Below are 21800 nucleotides of genomic sequence, written 5' to 3'. Positions count from 1 at the left end.
AACGCGCCCATGACCTTTTTGCTGGACGAGATCGCCCTCGCCACCGCCCGGCTCGCCGAGGCAGGTGTGCCGTCGCCGCGCACGGACGCCGAGGAGATCGCCGCGTTCGTCCACGGGGTACGGCGTAGCGAGCTGCACAACGTGACGGACGCGGAGTTCGACGCGCTGTTCTGGGAGGGCATCGCCCGGCGCGAGGCCCGCGAGCCGCTCCAGCACATCACCGGGCGCGCGTACTTCCGCTACCTGTCCCTTGAGGTCGGGCCGGGAGTGTTCGTGCCACGCCCCGAGACCGAGGTCGTGGCGGGGTGGGCGATCGAGCGACTGAGGGAGATGGACGTCGCCTCCCCGGTGGTCGTCGACCTCGGCACCGGCTCCGGCGCCATAGCGCTGTCCATCGCCCAGGAGATCGCGCTGGCCACCGTCCACGCGGTCGAGGTCGATCCTGACGCCTACCGCTGGGCCAAACGCAACATCCTCGAGCACGGCCAGGGGCGCGTCCACCTGCACCCTGAGGACCTGGCGGACGCGCTGCCCGAGCTCAACGGCCAGGTGGACCTGGTCATCTCCAACCCGCCCTACATCCCGCCCGGCGCGATCCCCCGTGACCCCGAGGTACGCGATTACGATCCGCGCCGCGCGCTGTACGGCTCGGGCAGCGACGGCCTCGACGAGGTCAGGGCGGTCGAGCGGACCGCCAGACGGCTGCTGCGCCCCGGCGGGTTCGTCGCCGTCGAGCACGCCGACGAGCAGGGCACACCGGTTTATCTGATCTTCCCCGAGGACAACGGCTGGCGTGACGTGCGAAGCCGTCAGGACCTCACCCGCAGGGATCGCTTCGTCACCGCCCGTTTCGGTCAGGAATAGGATGGTATGCCATGAGCCGACGTTATGACTGCTCAGACGCCGATCAGCGAGCCATGGGGCTCGCCGACGCGGTGATAGCCATACCGAAGTACGAGCTCGTGGTCTTCCCCACCGACACCGTCTACGGGGTCGGGGTGGACGCCTTCATCCCGCCCGCCGTCACGGCGTTGCTCGAAGCCAAGGGACGCGGGCGCGATATGCCCCCGCCCGTGCTGGTCGGCACCGTGCGCGCGGCCACCGCTCTGGTGGAGAACCTCGGTCCGTACGGCCAGGACCTCATCGACGCCTTCTGGCCGGGCCCGCTCACGCTGATCTTCCGCGTCAACCGGTCGTTGTCGTGGGACCTGGGCGACGCCAAGGGCACGGTGGCTCTGCGGATGCCGCTGCACCCGCTCGCCCTCGAACTGCTCAAGCAGACCGGCCCGCTCGCGGTCTCCAGTGCCAACCGCTCCGGTGCCCCCGCGGCCACCACGGCGGCAGAGGCCGAGGAGCAGCTGGGAACCTCTGTCGGGGTCTACCTCGACGGCGGCCCGACCCCGGGCAACATTCCCTCCACGATCCTCGACCTGACCACCGCGGTGCCCCGGCTGCTGCGCAGGGGGGCCATCCCGGTGGAGAAGCTGCGCGCTGTGGTCGGCTACGTGGCGACGGACGCGGAGCCCGAGCCGGAGGCCGAGGCAGAGGCGAAGCAAGAGGCCGAGGCGAAGCCGGACGCGAAGGTCGAGCCGGAGGCGAAGCCGGACGCCAAGATCGGGCCGGAGGCCGAGACGAAGCCGGACGCGAAGCCGGATTCCGGCGACTGAACAACGGATCCGTGTCTCATATCGTGATCCATACCGTCCGATTATCATCGTGACGCCGGGCTGTCCCCCCGGTACCTTGAGGTGGCCGACACTTCCGGGAGACGTTCATGGGCAAGTTAGACGGAATGGACCCCAAGCTGGTCCGTGATCTGCTGTCCGAGGTGCGACAGGCCGCGGAGCACATGCGGACCACGGAGGGCCGGGTCACCCGCATCCTGAGCGCCGCGGGGCTGCCCTCGCAGTCCACGCACCGGCCCTCTCAGGTCGCGGACGCATGCGAGGTGATGGTCCGCGACGTCTCGGCCCGTGTGGAACTCCTGGAGAAGAAGGTCAAACAGGAGGGTGGATCCCCGGCGAGCCCGGCGGCAGGGGACAGCAAGGCCGGAGATCACAAGATCGGCGACCCCAAGACGGACGATCACAAGGCGGAGACGTCCAGGGTCGCGGACGCGAGGGGAGAGGCCCCGAAGGCCGAAGGCGCGGGGACCGGGGAGTCGAAGGGCACGGACGCGAAGCCGGACACGCCGCGCGCCGAGGACCTGAAGCCCGCCGTACGGCCTGAGAACGGTCAGCACGCCGGGGACCAGTCGGCGGACAACGCGCCGAAGGACGGCCAGAAGTCCCACTCGTCACCGGACGCGAAGCCGGAGAGCGGATCCGACTCCAAGCAGGACAGCGGTTCCAAGGGGGACGAGCGGTCTCCCCGGGATGGGCATTCGTCCTCGGGTGGGGGCGGGTCTGAGGGTAACTCGTCTTCGGCGGAGCGGCCGGATCCTAAGCAGGACAGTGGTTCGAAGGGGGACGAGCGGTCCCCCAGGGACGGGCATTCGTCCCATGGCGGGTCGGGGAACGACTCGTCTTCGGCGGAGCGGCCTGATTCCAAGCAGGACAGTGGTTCCAAGGGGGATGAGCGCTCTCCGAGGGATGGGCATTCGCCTTCCGGCGGGGGTGGGTCTGAGGGGGACTCGTCTTCGAAGGAGCGGCCTGATCCTAAGCCGGACAGTGGTTCGAAGGGGGACGAGACTTCTCCGAGGGATGGGCATTCGTCTTATGACGGGTCGGGGGACGATTCGTCTTCGGCGGAGCGGCCTGACTCCAAGGGAGATGGGGATTCCAAGCCGGACAGTGGTTCGAAGGGGGATGAGCGCTCTCCGAGGGATGGGCATTCGTCCTATGACGGGTCGGGGGAGGACTCTTCTTCGGCGGAGCGGCCTGACTCCAAGGGAGATGGGGATTCCAAGCCGGACAGCGGCTCCAAGGGAGACGAGCGATCTCCCAGGACCGACGGCAAGATCGACATCATCGACACCCCGCAGAAGAACCATCCCGACGATATCGACCAGACCGGTGGGAACAAGCCGCAGGTCGTAGAGGTGCACGGGACGAAGGTGCTGCAGATCCCGCTCGACTCGCCGACGGCGGCGCAGGTCGGCGAGCTGCTGGACCACATCGAGGACATCCCGCCGCTGGAGATGCCCGCGGGTGACGCGGGCTCCGGCCTCGACGGAGGCTCCGGTCTCCATCAGGGCCCCACCGGGGCGGACTCCCACCAGCCAGGCCAGGCCGAGGCGTACGATCCGCTGCCGTCGGCCAAGCCCGCCTTCCCCATTCCCGACACCGTCGAGCCCGCACTCGACCAGCCGCCCCAGCCCACGGGCACGGGTGGAGAGACGAGCACCCAGGCCGTCGGGACGTTCTACGACGGCGGAGGAGGCGACTCGTCGGGGACCCAGTCGACGGGGACGCACTCGACCGGGACGCACTCCACCGGGACGCACTCCACCGGGACCCACTCCACGGGTACGGGCTCGCACGGGACCCACTCCACCTCTTCCACGGGGACCCACACGACCGGGACGCACGCGACGGGGACCCATTCCGCCTCGGCGGGCGACGGAGTGCTCGCGCAGTGGGCGAACGACGCGGACAACGACAACGTCGTCTCGGCGAAGGCGGCCCAACCGGACCCGGACGTGCTCAAGACGCTCGCCGACAAGGCGGGTGACGTCAAGCCGCTGGACATGCCGGACGCGCAGGCGTCCGACGGGCTGGCCTGGGGAGGAGAGGAGACCTGGACGCCCGTGGACGCCGAGCCCGAAGGGCAGACGGGCGACCTGGACTCGGAAGATCCGGTCCGGCCGCCCGGTGACGGACAGTCGGGTGTGAATTGACATCCTCCCGGCCCCAAAGGGGCCAGGATTCCCGGCCGAAACCGGGCGGTTCGCGGTTCACAGCCCCGCCCAACGGCTGGAGGGCTCCCCGCGCTGCCACCCCATGCCCTGGGGCGGTGGTGCGATGTCAGCTTGGTTATCGCCGACTCACTCACCGCAACAAGCCCCGCCGAGCAAATCCGGAGAACATCATGAGAGACCGTTCCGCGTTTCCTCCCCGCCCTGAAGGACGGGGCATCCATGCTGGAGGAACGTGGTGATGTTCGTGGACCCGCCCGCCCCGCAGCCGTTGCAGCCGGGGGAGACCCCTCCCGTCTCGGGAGCCCCCGGCCTGCCGAGTCCTGACACGGCCGTCTCCTGGGAGTTCAACCCCGACTACCAGCGGCTGGTCATGATGTGGCGGCAGGTGCTCCCCACACTGGACACGCTGACCTCAAGCCTGGACAAGGCCTATCAGCTGGCCAGGAGCAAGGACGTCTGGGACGCCCCGGTCTCCGGGCGCTACGTGGAGGAGATGGCCGAGTGGCGAGCCCGGCTTGCCCTCTACCGGCAGGCGATCCTCACTTCCATCAGCGACCAGGCGGCCGACACGCCCAGGTGGATCCCCGTCAACGCGGGGGCACCGCACGCGTTCTCCTGACATGCTCCCCTAGCTGGACAAAAGCGTCTTCGCCGGTGGAAACGTGCACCTGGCGTGGGAAAACAGCAACAGGCGGGCATACAGTGGGGTGAGTCGTCATCCCCGGGATGTGAGTCATGGGTGCTGAGCCGTACTACGGGCCCGACTTCGGCCTCCTACAGAAGCAGGATCCCGAGATCGCGCAGGTCCTCGTCGACGAGCTCGATCGGGTCTGTGACGGCGTGCAGCTCATCGCCAGCGAGAACTTCGCCTCTCCCGCCGTGCTCGCCGCGCTCGGATCGACGCTGACCAACAAGTACGCGGAAGGGTATCCCGGCAGGCGCTACTACGCGGGCTGCGAGGTCGTCGACCGCGCGGAGCAGCTCGCCATCGACCGGGCGAAACGCCTTTTCGGCGCCGACCACGTCAACGTGCAGCCCCATTCGGGGGCCTCGGCCAACCTGGCGGCGTACGCGGCGCTGCTCCAGCCCGGCGACACCGTGCTGGCCATGGCGCTGTCCCACGGCGGTCATCTCACCCACGGCTCCAGGGTCAACTTCTCCGGGCGCTGGTTCGGCGTCGTGGCGTACGGCGTCCGCAGGGACACGGAGCTGATCGACTACGACGAGGTCAGGGAGCTGGCACTGCGCCACCAGCCCAAAATGATCATCTGTGGCGCCACGGCCTACCCCAGGCAGATCGACTTCGCCGCCTTCAGGGGCATCGCGGACGAGGTGGGCGCCTGGCTGCTCGCCGACATCGCGCACACCATCGGGCTGATGGCCGGGGGAGCCATGCCGTCCGCCGTGCCGTACGCCGACGTGGTGACCTTCACCACCCACAAGGCGCTGCGTGGCCCGAGGGGCGGCGGCATCATGTGCACGGGAGAGCTGGCAGGCAAGGTCGATCGAGCGGTCTTCCCGTTCATCCAGGGCGGTCCGCTCATGCATGCGATCGCGGCCAAGGCAGTCGCGTTCGGCGAGGCGCTCAGGCCCGAGTTCGCCGACTACGCCGAGCAGGTGGTGGCCAATGCCAGGGTGCTGGCCGACGGGCTCGCCGGGGAGGGGATGCGGCCGGTCTCCGGAGGCACCGACAGCCATCTGGCCCTAGTCGACCTGCGGGGCACCGGGATATCCGGTGCCGTCGCCGAGCAGCGGTGCGCCTCGGCGGGCATCACGCTCAACCGCAACGCGATCCCCTACGACCCCGAACCGCCCACGGTGACGTCGGGGATCCGGGTCGGCACCCCCTGTGTCACGACCCAGGGGATGGGGGCCGAGGAGATGAAGGAGGTCGCCTCGATGGTGGCGCAGGTCATCCGCAACCCTGACGCTGTGGCGGAAACCAGGGAACGCGCGAAGGAGCTGTCACGCGGCCATCAGATATATCCCAGGGAACTATGAGGTGTTCTGTCAGCTTTTCCGGTCACAGATGGCCGGACTATCAGCGAAACTAGGTCCGTGCGCGAATACCTACTCATGGCACTGGTCGCGGCGGCGACGACGTACCTTCTCGTCCCGCTGGTCCGCGTGTTCGCCATCCGCATCGGTGCGATGCCGGAGGTCCGCGACCGTGACGTGCACACCATCCCGACCCCCAGACTCGGCGGCCTGGCCATGTACGGCGGGCTTGTCGCGGGCCTGCTGATCGCGAGCCATCTGCCGTACGCCGGGGGCAAGCTGGGTGAGGACACGTTCGCCGGGGGCAACACCGCGATGGCGTTGATCGCGGCCGGCGGCCTGATCACGCTCACCGGCTTCCTGGACGACTGGTGGGGAATGAGCGCCCTCGTCAAGCTGGTCGGGCAGATCGGCGCCGCGGGCATCCTGGTGGCGTTCGACGTCAGCCTGCCGTGGTTGCCGTTGCCCACCTCGCTGGGCGGGCTGACCACCCTCGACTCCACGCTCAGCCCGCTGATCACCATCATGGTCGTGGTCGTGATGATCAACGCGGTGAACTTCGTCGATGGGCTCGACGGGCTTGCGGCCGGAATCGTCGGCCTCGCCGCGATGGCCACGTGGACCTACTCCGTCGTCCTGTCCCAGTACTACGGCAACACCAGCATCAACGTCACGGCGGTTATCGCCTCGGTGCTCATCGGGGTGTGCCTGGGGTTCCTGCCGCACAATTTCCACCCGGCCAAGATCTTCATGGGTGACACCGGGGCGATGCTGATCGGCCTGGTCCTGGCCTCCACGATGATCACCATCACGCCGGTGGACTCGACCACCATCAACCGCTTCCCGGTGATCCTTCCCCTGCTGGTTCCGGTCGCCATCCTGGTGCTGCCGCTGCTCGACCTGATCATGGCGGTGATCAGACGCACCTCGAACGGCCTGTCGCCCTTCGCGCCCGACCGGGGCCACCTGCACCACCGACTGCTGGACATCGGGCACTCGCACCGGCGCACCGTGCTGATCATGTACGCCTGGACGTTCCTGTTCGCCTTCACGGTCGTGGCGTTGTCCATGGAGGGCGTCCCGCTCGTGCTGTTCCCGCTGACCTTCCTGCTCGCGGTCGTGGTGCTGGTGATGATGGCGCTGCCGCGCTGGCGTACGCGCAAGGGCGGCGCAGGGGGAGCGCACGCGGGAGGTCGTCACGTGCGTGACGACGTGGAACCGTTCCCCGGGCAGGGGTCCGTCCTCCCAGGACAGGTCCCCTTCCCCTCCGGCACTCCCACGGCTCCGCAGGCACCGGGAGCGGGCGACGACACGACGGTGCTGTCCGCGCTCCCCGACATGTCCCTCACCGCTCCGAGGCCGGGCTTCTCCAACCCCGAGGTGCTGCCCTGAGGGCCGCCTGCGGGTGAGCCGCGCTCCGCTCGCCACCGCGATCGTGTGTGATCCGTCACTGTGTGGCGGCGGATGAGGGGGCGGCGGGGGGTGATCGGAAGATGGGCGCGCCCGGCGTGGTGAATGTCCGCGGCGGTGGGTGGGAGTCCCGGTGCTCGGCACGCCGGACGGGACGACCGTGCGTGTGGCGGCGGGGCGCGGGCCCGTGCTGGAGGCGTGCGAGAGGTTTTCGAAAAGCAGGTGACCTGGGCGGTGGCCTCCGCGAGAGCGGGACGGTCATTCGTGCGCCGCGTTCCGGGGAGAAATATGGCTTTGTCCGTTGTCTACAGCTTAGGGCGGGAATTGTCGCTCTATGTGGCATAAGGTGGAGATTGTCACTGAGGGTGATCTCCGTAGGCGGCGCGAAGCTCACAGAAAGCCCCCAATTCGGATGTGATGGTCGAATGTGACGTCAGGCTCGGGCCCTCTTTTCCCTGACGATCCGGGGTGGTTCTTCCCTGGGGCGGCCTCGCCGGTGGCGGATGGGGAGGCGAGCCCACGCCGCCGGGTGCGCCGACGGTGAAGGCGAAGGCGCTGCTCGGGAGCGAGACGGTACGGGCGGGCCAGCGCTGACTCCACGCCGGGGTGCGGCGGCGAAGAACCTGAAGTTCGTGGCGAAAATCAGTGCAAGGTCATGACTTCGCATAATGAGTCGCTTCTTCAGGGCATTTGTTTACTCGGCGGTGTGGCCGCCGCTCCCATCCCCGGTCAGGCGGGGGGTTTATTCGTGTGATGTGGCACGCGGGTGGCGCTAAAGGAAAACAGTTCTTTTTCGGTAGTTAATGGCGTGGCGAAATTGATTGCGATTGCCGGGGGCCGGAAAACGGTATGCTCGTTTACCGGGGCCGGTTGCCTGTCTGTGCCGGTCCGCCGAGGCGGGTGAACCGTCGAGGCCGCCGACGTCTCGGCGCGGCGGATGTGGACCCGGACGCGGGGCGTGCTTGACCGTGTCGGGGCGTGTTGGACCGTGTCAGGTTCAACCGCTGGACACTTCTTGATCGTTTACTTGAAACGGCAGGTAAAGGCGGCCTTCGAGAGCTTGTGATAGCTTTCACTAGCGGGAAGCCCCACTATGAACGCATCCTGTGCCGTAGCAATTGCTCGCTTGATAACCGTACCTGGAGTACCGATGCAGGCCAACGATCTCCACGTCCTCAGGGCCGCCGCGATCCCCACGGCGCTGGTCGGTCTGGTCGCCGTTGTCGTCGCCGCGATCCTCGCGGGCGGCAAGGGGGCGCTGGGTGCGGGCATCGGTGTTCTCGTGGTGGGTGCGTTCTTCACGATCGGCCTGATGGCCGTCGCCTACGCGGCGCGGATCTCGCCCACGATGATGATGGCCGCGGCGATGGGCATCTTCTTCACCAAGATCCTCGCGCTGGTGGTGCTGCTGACCGCCTTCGAGGACACCACCGTGTGGAGCCCGATGGCGTTCGCCCTGACGGTCATCGCGTGCACGATTTGCTGGACGGCCGGTGAGGCGCGCGGCTTCATGAAGCTCCGCATCCTCTACGTCGACCCCGACGTCACGGTTCCCGGGCAGTTCGGGAGCAAGCGATGACGGGTCGCGATCTTCGCAGGCCATCCTCTAAGCTCGTCCTGGCAGACGAGGCAGGACCGGTCACGGCCGGCCGTCCCGGGAGAGAGAACCCTGGAGGCTGGCCCGATATGACTAGTCCGAGCCGCGCCTGCTATTGTCGCGTGCGCGATAAACGTCGCGATAAACGACGGTAGAGGACGTCCGTCGGAGCCATCGAGCCCTGGCTTCCTCACCATCTCAACACTCCTCGTCCGGCCGGCCCGCCCAGGGCGCGGCAGCTGGACGACACCCTCTTGACCAATCATCACGACGAAGGGAACGCCGAGTGAGCGCCGCGCTGACGCCTCTCGCCTCCGAGGAGTTCCACGCTCCGGGGCTCGGCATATTCGACTGGCCGCCGCTCGTCGAAGGTCAGGCCTGGTTCAACAAGCCGGCTCTCCTCGCCTTGTTCGGCGGGCTGCTGGTCATCGTGTTCGCCTATGCCGCCTTCTCCCGGCCCAAGCTGGTGCCCAGGGGCGTGCAGAACGTCGGCGAGCTCGCCTACGAGTTCGTTCGTGAGCAGATCGCCAGGCCCAACCTCGGTAAGGACAGCGACCGGTGGATGCCGCTGCTGTTCACCATGTTCCTCTTCGTGTGGATCATGAACCTGTTCGGCTCGGTCATCTTCATCCAGTTCCCGGTGATGTCGCGCATCGGCTACCCCGTGATCCTCTCGCTCGGGGTGTGGCTGCTGGTGATGTACCTGGGCATCAAGAACCAGGGCCCCATCGGCTTCTTCAAGAACGTGATGTTCCCGCCCGGCCTGCCGACGTGGATCTACTTCCTGGTCGCGCCGATCGAGCTCATCTCGACCTTCTTCCTGCGCCACATCACGCACGCGATCCGACTGTTCGCAACCATGATGGCCGGTCACCTGATCGTCGCCCTGTTCTCCGAGGTCGGCTGGCACTTCCTCTTCGTCCAGCTGACTCCGCTCGGCGCCCCGATCGGTGTGCTCGGGGTCATCATGACGATCCTGCTGACCGCCTTCGAGCTGTTCATCCAGGCGCTGCAGGCCTACGTGTTCGCACTGCTGGCCGCGATGTTCATCAACGACGCCCTGCACGCCCCCGCGCACTAAGACTTCCCTTCTCACCGCCAGAGAACCCCGGTGGACACTCCACTGGTCGATAGAAAAGGAAACCAACCCATGAGTGGTCTGCTCGCCGAAGTGACCGGCAACCTCGGTTCCATCGGCTACGGCCTCGCAGCGATCGGCCCCGGCGTCGGCATCGGCATCATCTTCGGCCAGGGTGTGCAGGCCATCGCCCGCCAGCCCGAGGCCTACGGCCTGATCCGCCAGAACATGATCCTGGGCTTCGTTTTCGCCGAGGCTCTCGCGCTGATCGGTATCGCGCTCGCGTTCGTCTTCCGGGCCTGATACACCACCCGCTCTGACGGAAGGCAGCACCCATGTATCTCCTAGCGGCAGTGGCAGAGGAAGCGCCGAACCCGCTCCTGCCCGAAACAGCCGAGATGGTCGTCGGCGGGTTCGCGTTCCTGGTTGTCCTGTTCTTCGTGGGCCGTCTCCTGGTGCCCCGCATTCAGAAGACCCTGGCCGAGCGCGTTGACGCGATCGAGGGTGGTCTGAAGCGGGCCGCGGACGCGCAGGAAGAGGCGCAGCGGGCCCTCAAGCAGTACCGCGACCAGCTGGCCGAGGCCCGTCACGAGGCGTCTCGCCTGCGTGAGGAGGCCCGGGAGCAGGGCGCGCAGATCAAGGCCGAGCTCCGCGAGGAGGCGCAGGCCGAGGCCCGCCGCCTCATCGAGGCCGCGCACGCCCAGATCGAGGCCGACCGCCAGCAGGCGTTCGCTCAGCTCCGTTCCGAGATCGGCCGTCTCTCGGTCGACCTCGCGGGCCGCATCGTCGGTGAGTCCCTCGAGGACGAGACGCGTCAGCGCCGTACCGTCGACCGGTTCCTCGAGGAGCTCGAGTCCAGCAGCGCGGCGGTTCGCTGATGCGCGGTCTGAGCAGGGCTTCGCTGGCCGAGGTCGAAGAGCGCTTCAACGCTGTCGCGGGAAGCGCCGACCTCGGCTCGCTGGCCGACGAGCTTTTCGCGGTCGCCGACCTGTTCGACCGTGAACACGGGCTCCGCCGTTACCTGTCCGACCCCGCTCGTCCGGCGACCCAGAAGGCCCAGGCCGCACGGGTCCTGCTGGAGGGCAAGGTCAGCAACGCCGCTCTGGAGACGGTCGTCCAGGCCGTCTCCGTCAGGTGGTCCGGCTCGGGAGACCTGGCCGACGCCCTTGAGCGGCTCGGCGTCGTCGCCGCCTCGGCCGAGGCCGAGGCACAGAGCAAGCTCGACGACGTCGAGGACGAGCTGTTCCGGTTCGGGCGCATCGTCGCCTCGAACCTGGAGCTGCAGCGTGTCCTGGCCGACTCCGCCGTCGCGGAGCAGGCCAAGCGGGAGCTGCTCGGCTCCCTGCTCGGCGGCAAGGTCGCCCCGACCACCCTTCGTCTGGTCACGCAGCTTGTGCTGCATCCGCGAGGACGTAGCCTGGACAGAGGACTGGACGAGTTCGGCAACCTGGTCGCCGCTCAGAGGCAGCGCCTCGTCGCGGTGGTGCGCAGTGCCGTCGAGCTCTCAGAGGAGCAGAAGCGGCGTCTCGCCACGTGGCTGCGCACCTCGTACGGCCGCGACGTTCATCTGAACGTCGAGGTGGACCCGCGAGTGCTCGGAGGGTTCTCGGTGCGGATCGGGGACGACCTCATCGACACCACCATCGCGGGACGAATCGAAGAAGTCCGCCGCCGGTTGGCCGGCTAGGCGAATAGGGAGACTGAAGAGAGATGGCGGAGCTTACGATCCGGCCGGACGAGATCCGGGACGCGCTTGAGCGCTTCGTCCAGGCGTACGAGCCGGAAGGCGCCGCGCGCGAGGAGATCGGGACCGTCGTCGACTGCGGCGACGGTATCGCCCATGTCTCCGGCCTTCCCTCGGCGATGGCGAACGAGCTGCTTGAGTTCGAGGACGGCACGCGTGGCCTGGCACTGAACCTGGACGTCCGGGAGATCGGTGTCGTTGTTCTGGGCGACTTCAGCAAGATCGAGGAGGGCCAGTCGGTCCGCAGGACGGGCGAGGTCCTGTCCGTGCCGGTCGGCGACGCCTTCCTCGGCCGAGTGGTCGACCCGCTGGGCGTTCCGATGGACGGCAAGGGCGCCATCGAGTCCGAGGGCCTGCGCGCCCTCGAGCTCCAGGCCCCGTCCGTGGTCCAGCGCCAGCCGGTGAAGGAGCCGCTGCAGACCGGCCTCAAGGCGGTTGACGCCATGACGCCGATCGGCCGCGGCCAGCGCCAGCTGATCATCGGTGACCGTGGCACCGGCAAGACCGCCGTCGCCGTGGACACCATCCTCAACCAGCGGGAGAACTGGCTCTCCGGCGACCCGGACAAGCAGGTTCGCTGCGTCTACGTCGCGGTCGGTCAGAAGGGCTCCACGATCGCCCAGGTCAAGGGCCGCCTCGAGGAGGCGGGCGCGATGGAGTACACCACCATCGTCGCCGCCCCGGCCTCCGACCCCGCCGGTTACAAGTACCTCGCGCCCTACACCGGTTCGGCCATCGGCCAGCACTGGATGTACCAGGGCAAGCACGTCCTCATCGTCTTCGACGACCTGACCAAGCAGGCCGACGCCTATCGCGCCGTCTCGCTGCTGCTGCGCCGCCCGCCGGGCCGTGAGGCCTTCCCCGGCGACGTCTTCTACCTACACTCCCGGCTGCTCGAGCGCTGCGCGAAGCTGTCGGCCGACCTGGGCTCCGGTTCGATGACGGGTCTGCCGATCATCGAGACCAAGGGCAACGACGTCTCGGCGTTCATCCCGACCAACGTCATCTCCATCACCGACGGTCAGTGCTTCCTCGAGACCGACCTGTTCAACGCGGGTGTGCGTCCGGCCATCAACGTCGGTGTCTCCGTCTCCCGAGTCGGTGGCTCCGCGCAGGTCAAGGCGATGCGGAAGGTCGCGGGCACGCTCCGCCTCTCGCTGTCGCAGTTCCGTGACCTGGAGGCCTTCGCCTCCTTCGCCTCCGACCTGGACGCGGCCTCCCGTGCCCAGCTGGAGCGCGGCCAGCGCCTGGTCGAGCTGCTCAAGCAGGCCCAGTACACCCCGTTCCCGGTCGAGAAGCAGGTCGTCTCGGTCTGGGCGGGCACCACCGGCGAGCTGGACGACGTGCCGGTCGAGGACATCCGCCGCTTCGAGGCGGACTTCCTTGACTACCTCTCCCGGGAGAACAAGGGCATCTTCGACGGCATCCGCGAGACGAAGGATCTGTCCGACGACACGGTGACGGCTCTCAAGGACGCCATCACCGAGTTCAAGAAGACCTTCGAGACCTCGGCGGGCGAGCTGCTGATCAACGAGGAGCCGGTCGCGGCGCTCGGCGCCGACGAGGTCGGCCAGGAGAAGATCACCAAGCACGTTCGCTCGGCTGAGAAGAAGTAGCCGATGGGTGCCCAGCTAAGACTGCTGCGGCGGCGGATCAAGTCGGTCAGGTCCACGGCGAAGATCACGCGGGCCCAGGAGCTCATCGCCTCATCGCGCATCGTCAAGGCGCAGCAGCGGATGCAGGCGGCTGTGCCGTACGAGCGCGAGATCACCCGCGCCGTGACGGGCGTCGTCAGCAACACCAACAGCGTCGACCACCCGCTGACCGTGGCGAAGGAGCGGCCCGTCAAGGCGGCCGTGCTCATCGTCACCAGCGACCGCGGGTTCTGTGGCGGCTTCAACGCCAACATCCTGCGTGAGGCCGAGGCCCTCGGCACGCTGCTGAAGGGGAAGAGCATCACGCCGATCCCCTTCGTGGTCGGTCGCAAGGGCATCGCCTGGCACACCTTCCGCGGTCGTGAGATGGCCGGGCGGTGGGACGGGTTCTCCGACAGCCCGTCGTACGCCCACGCCAAGCAGATCGCGGACACGCTGATCGAGGCGTTCTCTGCGGAGGACGGCGTGGACGAGATCCACATCGTCTCGACCGGGTTCGTGTCGATGCTCACGCAAGAGGTCGTGGTCAAGCGCATCCTGCCGCTGGAGATCGAGGAGACCTCCGAGAAGCCGGAGACGCCGCTGCCGTACTTCGAGTTCGAGCCCACCGCGGGCGCCGTGCTCGACACGCTGCTGCCGCGCTACGTGGAGTCGCGCATCTTCAGTGCGCTGCTCCAGTCGGCGGCCTCTGAGCACGCCTCGCGTCGCCGGGCCATGAAGTCGGCGACCGACAACGCCAACGAGCTGATCCGCGTGTTCACCATGCAGATGAACCAGGCTCGCCAGGCCGAGATCACCCAGGAAATCAGCGAGATCGTCGGTGGCGCCAACGCGCTGGCTGACGCCGCAGCGGGGAAAGAGTGAAATGACTGCACAGACTGTTGAGACCGGCGTGGGCCGCGTCGCGCGGGTCACCGGTCCCGTCGTCGACGTGGAGTTCCCCGTCGAGGCGATGCCCGAGATCTACAACGCGCTGACCGTCGACGTCACCCTCGCGGGGGAGACCAAGACCCTGACTCTGGAGGTCGCCCAGCACCTGGGTGACAACCTGGTCCGCGCCATCTCCATGCAGCCCACCGACGGCGTGACCCGCGGTGCGGCGGTGACCGACACCGGCGCCGCCATCTCCGTGCCGGTCGGCGACGTCGTCAAGGGCCACGTGTGGAGCACCCTGGGCCAGTCCCTGGACGTGCCGACCGCGTCGCTCAAGATCGAGGAGCGCTGGGGCATTCACCGTCCCTCGCCTGCCTTCGACACCCTCGAGTCGCGCACCGAGATGCTGCCCACCGGCATCAAGGTCATCGACCTGCTCACCCCGTACGTCAAGGGTGGAAAGATCGGTCTGTTCGGCGGCGCCGGCGTCGGCAAGACCGTTCTGATCCAGGAGATGATCCGCCGCGTCGCGCTGAAGTTCTCGGGCACCTCGGTGTTCGCGGGCGTCGGCGAGCGCACCCGTGAGGGCAACGACCTCTGGCTGGAAATGGAGGAGGCCGGCGTTCTCAAGGACACCGCCCTCGTCTTCGGCCAGATGGACGAGCCCCCGGGCACCCGTCTGCGCGTCGCGCTGTCCGCCCTCACCATGGCGGAGTACTTCCGTGACGTGCAGAAGCAGGACGTGCTTCTGTTCATCGACAACATCTTCCGGTTCACCCAGGCCGGTTCCGAGGTGTCCACCCTGCTCGGCCGTATGCCGTCCGCGGTGGGTTACCAGCCGACCCTGGCCGACGAGATGGGTGTTCTCCAGGAGCGCATCACCTCGACCCGCGGTCACTCGATCACCTCGATGCAGGCGATCTACGTCCCCGCGGACGACATCACCGACCCGGCCCCGCACAACGCGTTCGCGCACCTCGACGCGCAGACCGTTCTGTCCCGGCCGATCTCGGAGAAGGGCATCTACCCCGCGGTGGACCCGCTCGACTCCACCTCGCGGATCCTCGACCCGCTCATCCTGGGCGAGGAGCACTACCGCGTGGCCCAGGAGACCAAGCGGATCCTGCAGAAGTACAAGGAACTGCAGGACATCATCGCGATCCTCGGTATCGACGAGCTCTCCGAAGAGGACAAGGTCACCGTCAACCGGGCCCGCCGCATCGAGCGCTTCCTGTCCCACCCGATGTACGCCGCCGAGGCGTTCACCGGTCAGCCGGGTGAGTTCGTGCCGCTGGACGAGACGATCGCCTCGTTCAAGGGTCTGTGCGCCGGTGACTACGACCACCTGCCCGAGCAGGCGTTCTTCATGGTCGGTGGCATCGAGCAGGCCATCGCCAAGGCCAAGGAACTCGCCCGCTAGTCGCCATCGGCACCGGTACGGCCCGCCGTACCGGTGCCTGGTTCGAAAGGAACTTCAGGAAAGTGGCGAAGCTGCGAGTAGGAGTCGTCTCGCCGGAGCGTGAGATCTGGTCAGGCGAGGCCGACATGGTGATTGCCAAGACCATCGACGGCGAGATCGGTATCATGCCTAAGCACGCGCCTGTGCTCGGCGTCCTCGTCGAGGGCGGCGTGCTGACGGTCAAGCGCGGCGGTGGCGAGCCCGACCTCGTCGCCGCGGTCCACGGAGGGTTCCTCTCGGTGGCGGACAACGAGGTGTCGATCCTGGCCGAAATGGCCGAGCTCGGCTCCGAGGTCGACGTCGCCGCGGCCAAGGACGCCCTCCAGCGGGCACAGGCCTCCATCGAGGCCAACCAGGAGGACGCCGACGCCGCCCTCGAAGCCAAGCGCGCCAGGGCCAGGTTGCGCGCGGCAGGCGAAGAAGTCGGATAAATTCTGCTTCTGAGCGGTACCGGTTGTTGGGGGCGGAGACATGGTGGTGCTGGACGTACTCATCGTGGTGACGCTGCTCGTCGCCCTCCTCGCCTCCCGTGTGCTGATCCTGACCCGGTCCCGGGGCTCGGTGCTGTGTTGCCTGCGCCCGATGTCGGGAGAGCGAGGCTGGCGGGTCGGTGTGGCCCGCTACGCCGACGGCCAGCTCAACTGGATTCCGCTCATAGGTCTGCTTCCAAGGCCGCGCCACGTGATCGTGAGGCGCGGCCTTGTCGTTTCCGGGCGCCGCAGGATCGGGCCCGATGAGTTCTACGGGTTCATCGAGGGCGTGACGGCACTGGAGTGCCGGAACGGGGAGAACGCGTTCGAGCTTGCGATGGGCTACCGCGCCCTGACCGGCTTCGTCGCCTGGCTTGAGTCCGCCCCGCCCAGCGCCTACCTCGACGTGGCCTGACCGCTTTTCTTCTCTTCTCCGGCTGGCGTGCCACAGAGGCAGGTCGGCCCTTCCCCGTTACCGTGGATCTTCTTGTGACTACTCAGTGTGGTCAATCGTGAGCGTGTGGCCAGATGAGCCGGTCGCCTCGTCACGAGTGAAGATCACGCGTAGCAGGAGGAAGACCATGATTGTTCCGTTGGTTCGCGGCCGGAGGACGGCCAGGACGGCGACCTGTGCCCTCGCCCTCTGCGCCTGTCTCACCTCGATGGGAGCCCCGGCCTCGGCCGAAGCGGCCCCCGTTGTCGGCAACGGCGGCTTCGAGACACCGGTGATCGCCGGACAGGCTCTCTACGACACGGGCAGCGGCATCGGGGAATGGAACGTCACGACGGGATCGGTCGACCTGATAGGCCGGGACGGTCCGTGGCGGGCGGCCAGAGGACGGCAGTCGCTGGACCTGACGGGCAACCGGCGAGGGGCGATCGAACAGACCATCTCCACGACGCCGGGACGCTGTTACACCGCCAGCTTCGCCCTGGCGGGGAACACCTACGGCGCTCCCGTCGTGAAGACGGGATACGCCAGGGTGACACAGGGCCTTCTCCTGACCCAGAAGGACTTCAGCTTCGACACCACCGGCAAGACGCCACAGAGCATGGGCTACGTCTGGGAGAGGTTCACCTTCTGCGCCCAGGACTCCAGCGCGGTGCTGAGCCTGGCCTCCACAACCGACGGGTTGTACGGCCCGGTCGTCGACGACGTGGTGGTCATTCCGCGGCCCCGCTGCATCGGCATCGGCTTCGACCTCGGCGCAGGGAGCGAGGAGACCTCCCTGGAGGAGTGAGCCAAGCCTCCCGGACGCGGAGGATGGCCCGGACCTGGTGTGGTCCGGGCCATCCGGCGTTCCTGCTCGGAAGAACGCGATCCCGGCGGGACGCTCCGTGAGTGACGGTGCGGGTGTGCCACTCATGAAGCGGTCGAGGGTGGCCGGGGTTCGGGCGTCGTCCCCGGGGCCGGCGGTGGACACCGCCGCCGACGTCGGCCTGCCCCGAGATGTATCAGGCCTGCGTCAGACGGGTGCTCGGCGGGCGCCTGACGGCGGGGTCACCGTCGCCGGCGTCCGGCGTCCGCGGTCAGCAGCTGGGTTCGCCACTCTGCGCGGGGACGTTGACCGCGCTCCACGCGGCCTTGACCGCGTTGAACTCGGTGCACGTGTACAGGGACTTGGCGGCCTTCAGGGTCGCCACCCGGGCCTTGCCGTGCGTCCAGGGGATGGTCTTGAGGTTGAGGCCACCCTGGAAGATCTTCCCGGCCTTCTGGATGCCGATGCCGGTCAGGCTCGACGATCCGGAGCAGACGGGGCTTGCCGGCTTGCCGCCACCGGGGTTGGTGCCCTCGGCGAGCAGGTAGAACCAGTGGTTCTGCGGGCCCGCGGCCTTGTGCACCTCGGTGCTGGGGATGGAGGAGCTGTAGCAGTTCGGGTCGCTCTTGAGGGACGGGTTGTACATGTAACGGATCGGGCCGCTGCCGACCAGGTTGACCTCCTCGCCGACGCTGTAGTCCGGCGGGTCGTTGGGGTTGTTGGCGTAGGCCTCGGTGAGGGCCCCGAAGATGTCGCCGGTGGACTCGTTCAGGCCGCCGGCCTCGTTGCCGCTGCCCGAGCCGCCGGAGCCGGAGAACTGGAAGATGGCGTGGCCGTACTCATGGGCGACCACGTCGATCGGGGTGGCCTGCTGGTTGTTGGCCTGGTTGTGGCCGAAGTTGGTGTACGAGCCGTTCCAGTAGGCGTTGACGTCACTCAGGCCGACGCGCGCGGGGAAGGCGCCGCCGGTGCCGTTGAAGCCGTTGCGACCCAGCCAGTTCTTCAGCAGGTCCCATTCCTTCTGGGCGGCGTAGTACGCGTCGACGCAGGCGGTCTCCAGGTTGGTGCCGGATCCGTTGCCCCAGGAGTCGGTGCTCTTGGTGTAGGCGGAGCCGTTCTGGCCGCCACACTTCAGGCCGGGCCTGGTGGTGTCGGTCAGGGAGTAGGAGCCGGAGGTCTGGATGGTGACCGTGCCGTTGTAGAAGCCCTTGCCGGTTCCTTCCTTGACCTCGTCCACCTTGTCGACGACGGCGCCGGTGTGGGCGTCGACGTACACGTGCAGCACGCTTTCCGCGTGCTCGGTGCGTCCGGTGAGCGCGACCTCCCACGCCAGCACCGGGGTCTCGGTGGCGGCGTGCACGACCAGCACGGGCTGGGCCGCGGTGTTGACGGTGGTGAGCTGGCCGCGGGCGGTGGCCGAGGCCGCGTCCGCGCTGACGGTGGCGTTGGTGTCCAGGTCCAGCTTGGCCTGCTGGCCGGAGACGACGTCCCGTACCTGCTCACCCGTCCGGTCGGTGGCGACGATCACGTCACCGCCGTAGACGGGCAGGCCCCGGTAGGTGCGCTTGTAGTGCACGTACTGGAGGCTGAGTGTTCCCGCGACGGTCCTGTCGTGGGTGAAGCTGTCTTCCGGAGCCTTGTGCAGTGCCTGGGACTGCGACACCAGCGCCTTGTCCGCGGTGGCGATCGCGCGCTCACGGCTCTGGGCGTCCGGCGGGGCGTACGCGCCTTCGGAACTCGCGGTTGCTGACGGGTCCGTCGATGCACTGTGGGCGTACGCGCCGGTCGCGCTCGTGAGCGCGGATGTGGCCAGGGCGGCGACCGCCAGTACGGCGACGCCTCCCAGCCTTGTCTTGGACCTCACTACGGATGACTCCTCTCACAAGTCCCGCAAGGGGGGGAAGGGACTAGCTAGGAGCCGTGGCCGGCCAGGGCTGAACCAAAGGTGACATGTAGGAGAAAAGTTGACAAGCCCCGTAAAGGCATAGCATTTTCGTATGTCAAGCTGGATAAGGGCGGGTTCGAACCGTGAACCGTCTGTTGTCCTGCGCGTACGCTGCGCCTGTTCCTCGGATCCTCTCGACGGAGATGACGTCCGGCCGCGGCCCCGCTCCTCGTGCTCGGCACGCTACGCGCGGTTCGTGCGCGGGCGGCGCCTCCCGGGGGCATATCGTCCCGTGATGAGAGGCGCGCCCCTCGTGGGTGTGGACGGGCTCAGTTCCTGAAGGCGTCCGCGTGGTCTTCGGCCCAGGTGGCGAAGGACCTGGCCGGGTGGCCGGTCACCCGCTCGACGGTCCCGGTGGGCTCGGTCGGGGAGTTGTCCTGCTGCCGCCACCAGTTCAGGAGTGCGTCGGCGACCGCAGCGGGGGCGTACTTCGTCATCTCCCCTCTCCACGCCTCCTCGCTGATGACCTCGATCGTGACGGGCCGGTCGATCGCGCGGGCGAGGTGGTCGATCTGCTGCTGGAAGGTGAGGGACTCGGGGCCGGTCAGGTGATACTCCTTGCCGCCGAGCGCGGGGTCGGTGAGCGCGGCCAGTGCGACGTCGGCGATGTCCGCCTCGTGGATGGGGTCGCTGTGGGCGTTCGGATAGGGCAGGCTCACCGTGCCGGTGGCCTTGATGGACCAGGACCACTGCAGCGCGTTGCTCGCGAAGGCGCCGGGCCGCAGGAGCGTCGTCTCGATGGGGGAGGCCGTCAGGGCCTGCTCGACCTCCCGGTGAGGTCTGGCAATGGGGTTGATGTCCGCGTCGGGCGAGAGCACCGCGCTGGACGACAGCAGCACGATGTGCCGGACCCCGGCGTCGGCGGCCTGCTTGACGAACGCGTCGATGTGCGACGGCTCGGCGTAGAGGAAGACCGAGGTGATCCCGGCCAGGGCCGCGGGGAAGGTGGCGGGGTCGGTGAGGTCGCATCTCACCGTCGGCACGCCTTCGGGTGGGCTGAGCCGCTCCGGCTCCTTAGAGGCCGCGCGCACGTCGTGGCCCTTGCCGTGCAGCAGGGTCAGGAGCGTGCTGCCGACGAGCCCACGGCTTCCGGTGATGAGGGTGGTCATTTTTCGGGTTTCCTTTCGGCGGGTTCCCGGGTGCTTCGCGCGGGCCTGAGGCTGGTGGGGCTGGAGTTCACGCCAGGAGGCCCGTGCCGTCGGAGATGGAGGACGCAGGAAGGCGTCACATAGAATGTAATCGTGACACATATATTGCGTCGCACAAAGATTGTGTAACGCACATAATTTGAGGCAAGGGAGGCTCGGTGTCAAACCGGGCGAAGCTGCTCGGGCGAGTCGTCGCCGAGAGCAGACGGCACTACGCGGCTTACACGTTGTTCAACCAGGCGCTGGCCGACAAGCTGGGCCTGCACCCCACCGACCTGCAGTGTCTGAGCCTGCTCGACCTGGAGACCGGGCCGCTGAGCACGGGGGAGATCGCCAGGATGACCGGTCTGACCCCGGGGTCGGCCACCCGGCTGGTCGATCGCCTGGAGAGGATCGGTCTCGTCGTACGACGCGCCGACCCCGGCGACCGCAGGCGGACCCTGGTCCTGCTGGCGGCCGACTCCACGGCCAGGGTCGGGCAGGAATGGGAGATCCCGGGCAGGGCGTTCGCCGAGATCCTCGAGACGTACACCGACGACGAACTCGCCGTCATCGGTGACTACCTGTGCCGGACCGCGCAGGTGGGCCGGGATCAGGCCGTACGGCTGACGCAGGATGACGCGTCCAGGTGTGTTCGGTCCGGGGGTGGGGAGCCCGGGAGTCGGTGAGCCGGTCCGTGCCGGTGAGGCGATGCGAGATCGTCTGGGCCGCGAGCACGTTGCCCGCCACCGCCGCCGTGTGGAGCACGGCCTCCGCCTCCCGATGCCGTCCCTCCTGCTCCAGAAGATGGACGAGGGCGAGCAGGGCGAGGTCGTCTCCGGTGTTCGAGGCGGCCCGCAGCTCATATTCGACCCGCAGGCTCGACAGCGGCTGGTGGGTGAGGCGGGTGAGAGCCTGGTGGGCGAGCGCCCGCTCAGCCGGATCCTCGGCGGTGACGGCGACCTGTTGCCACACTTCGACGGCCTCCTCGGTGCGGCCCGTCTGTTCTAGAAGCCGGGTGAGCTCCTGGTGGGCCTGGGCGCCGCCGGTTCTTGCGGCATGCTGCCACACTTCGATGGCTTCCTCGGTGCGGCCCGTCTGTTCCAGGAGCCGGGTGAGCTCCTGGCGGGCCTGGGCCTCCCCGGTCTCACCCGCCTCGCCCGCGTCGACGGCGCGGTGCCAGGCTGCGATGGCCTCCTCCGTTCTGCCCGCCCGCTGCAGGAGGCGGGTCAGCCTGCGGGTGGCGAAGAGGTCTCCGGCGTCGGCGACCCGGTGCCAGGCGTTGATGGCTTCTTCCGTTCTGCCTGCCTGTTGGAGGAGTCGGGG

At 68.0% G+C, this 21800-nt stretch carries 21 protein-coding genes and 1 pseudogene; 19 read left to right on the top strand and 3 right to left on the bottom strand.

The window, feature by feature from the left end:
- Positions 1-9 precede the first annotated feature (9 nt).
- The 18 genes from prmC (at position 10) to AB0395_RS29840 (ending at position 17384) form a co-directional block, all read left to right on the top strand.
- Positions 10-864, top strand: a complete 855-nt coding sequence (prmC, locus tag AB0395_RS29925) for a peptide chain release factor N(5)-glutamine methyltransferase (protein ID WP_366286812.1) — start codon at positions 10-12, stop codon at positions 862-864.
- A gap of 11 nt (positions 865-875) precedes the next feature.
- Positions 876-1667: an L-threonylcarbamoyladenylate synthase gene (locus AB0395_RS29920; protein WP_366286809.1), complete on the top strand. Its 792-nt coding sequence runs from the start codon at positions 876-878 to the stop codon at positions 1665-1667.
- Between the two features lie 107 nt (positions 1668-1774).
- Positions 1775-3838, top strand: a complete 2064-nt coding sequence (locus tag AB0395_RS29915) for a hypothetical protein (RefSeq protein ID WP_366286807.1) — start codon at positions 1775-1777, stop codon at positions 3836-3838.
- A gap of 259 nt (positions 3839-4097) precedes the next feature.
- On the top strand, positions 4098-4478 hold the full coding sequence (locus AB0395_RS29910; RefSeq protein WP_366286805.1) for a hypothetical protein: 381 nt from the start codon (positions 4098-4100) through the stop codon (positions 4476-4478).
- Positions 4479-4594: 116 nt separating this feature from the next.
- Entirely contained in the window at positions 4595-5860 is a 1266-nt protein-coding gene (gene glyA / locus AB0395_RS29905; RefSeq protein ID WP_366286803.1) for a serine hydroxymethyltransferase, read from the top strand.
- A 57-nt stretch (positions 5861-5917) separates the two neighbouring features.
- Positions 5918-7249 carry an MraY family glycosyltransferase gene (locus AB0395_RS29900; protein WP_366286801.1) on the top strand — a complete coding sequence of 444 codons (1332 nt, stop codon included), beginning with the start codon at positions 5918-5920 and terminating at the stop codon, positions 7247-7249.
- Between the two features lie 486 nt (positions 7250-7735).
- A complete protein-coding gene (locus AB0395_RS29895; protein WP_366286798.1) occupies positions 7736-7861 on the top strand; it encodes a hypothetical protein in 126 nt (41 codons plus the stop codon).
- Between the two features lie 556 nt (positions 7862-8417).
- A complete protein-coding gene (locus tag AB0395_RS29890; RefSeq protein WP_366286795.1) occupies positions 8418-8846 on the top strand; it encodes a hypothetical protein in 429 nt (142 codons plus the stop codon).
- Between the two features lie 304 nt (positions 8847-9150).
- Positions 9151-9945, top strand: a complete 795-nt coding sequence (atpB, locus tag AB0395_RS29885) for a F0F1 ATP synthase subunit A (RefSeq protein WP_366286792.1) — start codon at positions 9151-9153, stop codon at positions 9943-9945.
- Between the two features lie 69 nt (positions 9946-10014).
- The gene (gene atpE, locus AB0395_RS29880) at positions 10015-10245 is read left to right on the top strand and encodes an ATP synthase F0 subunit C (RefSeq protein ID WP_364073744.1); all 231 of its coding nucleotides are present in this window, start codon (positions 10015-10017) and stop codon (positions 10243-10245) included.
- 32 nt (positions 10246-10277) lie between these two features.
- A complete protein-coding gene (locus AB0395_RS29875) occupies positions 10278-10820 on the top strand; it encodes a F0F1 ATP synthase subunit B (RefSeq protein ID WP_366286788.1) in 543 nt (180 codons plus the stop codon).
- Positions 10820-11629 (top strand): F0F1 ATP synthase subunit delta, encoded by an 810-nt coding sequence (locus tag AB0395_RS29870; RefSeq protein WP_366286785.1) that lies wholly within the window; start codon positions 10820-10822, stop codon positions 11627-11629. The genes AB0395_RS29875 and AB0395_RS29870 overlap by 1 nt, the downstream gene beginning before the upstream one ends.
- Positions 11630-11652: 23 nt before the next feature.
- Complete coding sequence (gene atpA / locus AB0395_RS29865) at positions 11653-13302, top strand: F0F1 ATP synthase subunit alpha (protein WP_366286783.1); 1650 nt, start codon at positions 11653-11655, stop codon at positions 13300-13302.
- A 3-nt stretch (positions 13303-13305) separates the two neighbouring features.
- Complete coding sequence (locus tag AB0395_RS29860) at positions 13306-14205, top strand: F0F1 ATP synthase subunit gamma (RefSeq protein ID WP_366286780.1); 900 nt, start codon at positions 13306-13308, stop codon at positions 14203-14205.
- Between the two features lies 1 nt (position 14206).
- A complete protein-coding gene (atpD, locus tag AB0395_RS29855; RefSeq protein WP_366286778.1) occupies positions 14207-15634 on the top strand; it encodes a F0F1 ATP synthase subunit beta in 1428 nt (475 codons plus the stop codon).
- Between the two features lie 62 nt (positions 15635-15696).
- Positions 15697-16104 (top strand): F0F1 ATP synthase subunit epsilon, encoded by a 408-nt coding sequence (locus AB0395_RS29850; RefSeq protein WP_366286775.1) that lies wholly within the window; start codon positions 15697-15699, stop codon positions 16102-16104.
- Positions 16105-16144: 40 nt separating this feature from the next.
- Entirely contained in the window at positions 16145-16558 is a 414-nt protein-coding gene (locus tag AB0395_RS29845) for a DUF2550 domain-containing protein (RefSeq protein WP_366286773.1), read from the top strand.
- A gap of 166 nt (positions 16559-16724) precedes the next feature.
- On the top strand, positions 16725-17384 hold the full coding sequence (locus tag AB0395_RS29840) for a DUF642 domain-containing protein (protein WP_366286770.1): 660 nt from the start codon (positions 16725-16727) through the stop codon (positions 17382-17384).
- A 289-nt stretch (positions 17385-17673) separates the two neighbouring features.
- Here AB0395_RS29840 and AB0395_RS29835 read toward each other — a convergent pair whose 3' ends face one another.
- Positions 17674-19266 carry a M4 family metallopeptidase gene (locus tag AB0395_RS29835; RefSeq protein ID WP_366286767.1) on the bottom strand — a complete coding sequence of 531 codons (1593 nt, stop codon included), beginning with the start codon at positions 19264-19266 and terminating at the stop codon, positions 17674-17676.
- Between the two features lie 350 nt (positions 19267-19616).
- Positions 19617-20456: an NAD(P)H-binding protein gene (locus AB0395_RS29830; RefSeq protein WP_366286764.1), complete on the bottom strand. Its 840-nt coding sequence runs from the start codon at positions 20454-20456 to the stop codon at positions 19617-19619.
- Between the two features lie 197 nt (positions 20457-20653).
- On the opposite strand from AB0395_RS29830, the gene AB0395_RS29825 reads away from it, so the two are divergent.
- On the top strand, positions 20654-21163 hold the full coding sequence (locus AB0395_RS29825; RefSeq protein ID WP_366286762.1) for a MarR family transcriptional regulator: 510 nt from the start codon (positions 20654-20656) through the stop codon (positions 21161-21163).
- Here AB0395_RS29825 and AB0395_RS29820 read toward each other — a convergent pair.
- A pseudogene (locus tag AB0395_RS29820) lies at positions 21045-21800 on the bottom strand (hypothetical protein); the annotation flags it as partial. The gene AB0395_RS29825 and the pseudogene AB0395_RS29820 sit on opposite strands and share 119 nt — an antisense overlap.

The sequence above is a fragment of the Streptosporangium sp. NPDC051023 genome (assembly GCF_040689595.1).
Taxonomy (GTDB): domain Bacteria; phylum Actinomycetota; class Actinomycetes; order Streptosporangiales; family Streptosporangiaceae; genus Streptosporangium.
The sequence above is the reverse complement of the archived record's forward strand: the minus strand, read 5'-3'. Positions and strand labels throughout refer to the sequence as shown.

Excerpts from the sequence above, each read along its gene's own strand:
- prmC (WP_366286812.1), top strand. The coding sequence starts at position 10 with ATGACCTTTTTGCTGGACGAGATCGCCCTCGCCACCGCCCGGCTCGCC.
- AB0395_RS29920 (WP_366286809.1), top strand. The coding sequence starts at position 876 with ATGAGCCGACGTTATGACTGCTCAGACGCCGATCAGCGAGCCATGGGG.
- AB0395_RS29915 (WP_366286807.1), top strand. The coding sequence starts at position 1,775 with ATGGGCAAGTTAGACGGAATGGACCCCAAGCTGGTCCGTGATCTGCTG.
- AB0395_RS29910 (WP_366286805.1), top strand. The coding sequence starts at position 4,098 with ATGTTCGTGGACCCGCCCGCCCCGCAGCCGTTGCAGCCGGGGGAGACC.
- glyA (WP_366286803.1), top strand. The coding sequence starts at position 4,595 with ATGGGTGCTGAGCCGTACTACGGGCCCGACTTCGGCCTCCTACAGAAG.
- AB0395_RS29890 (WP_366286795.1), top strand. The coding sequence starts at position 8,418 with ATGCAGGCCAACGATCTCCACGTCCTCAGGGCCGCCGCGATCCCCACG.
- atpE (WP_364073744.1), top strand. The coding sequence starts at position 10,015 with ATGAGTGGTCTGCTCGCCGAAGTGACCGGCAACCTCGGTTCCATCGGC.
- AB0395_RS29875 (WP_366286788.1), top strand. The coding sequence starts at position 10,278 with ATGTATCTCCTAGCGGCAGTGGCAGAGGAAGCGCCGAACCCGCTCCTG.
- AB0395_RS29870 (WP_366286785.1), top strand. The coding sequence starts at position 10,820 with ATGCGCGGTCTGAGCAGGGCTTCGCTGGCCGAGGTCGAAGAGCGCTTC.
- atpA (WP_366286783.1), top strand. The coding sequence starts at position 11,653 with ATGGCGGAGCTTACGATCCGGCCGGACGAGATCCGGGACGCGCTTGAG.
- AB0395_RS29860 (WP_366286780.1), top strand. The coding sequence starts at position 13,306 with ATGGGTGCCCAGCTAAGACTGCTGCGGCGGCGGATCAAGTCGGTCAGG.
- atpD (WP_366286778.1), top strand. The coding sequence starts at position 14,207 with ATGACTGCACAGACTGTTGAGACCGGCGTGGGCCGCGTCGCGCGGGTC.
- AB0395_RS29845 (WP_366286773.1), top strand. The coding sequence starts at position 16,145 with ATGGTGGTGCTGGACGTACTCATCGTGGTGACGCTGCTCGTCGCCCTC.
- AB0395_RS29840 (WP_366286770.1), top strand. The coding sequence starts at position 16,725 with ATGATTGTTCCGTTGGTTCGCGGCCGGAGGACGGCCAGGACGGCGACC.
- AB0395_RS29830 (WP_366286764.1), bottom strand. The coding sequence starts at position 20,456 with ATGACCACCCTCATCACCGGAAGCCGTGGGCTCGTCGGCAGCACGCTC.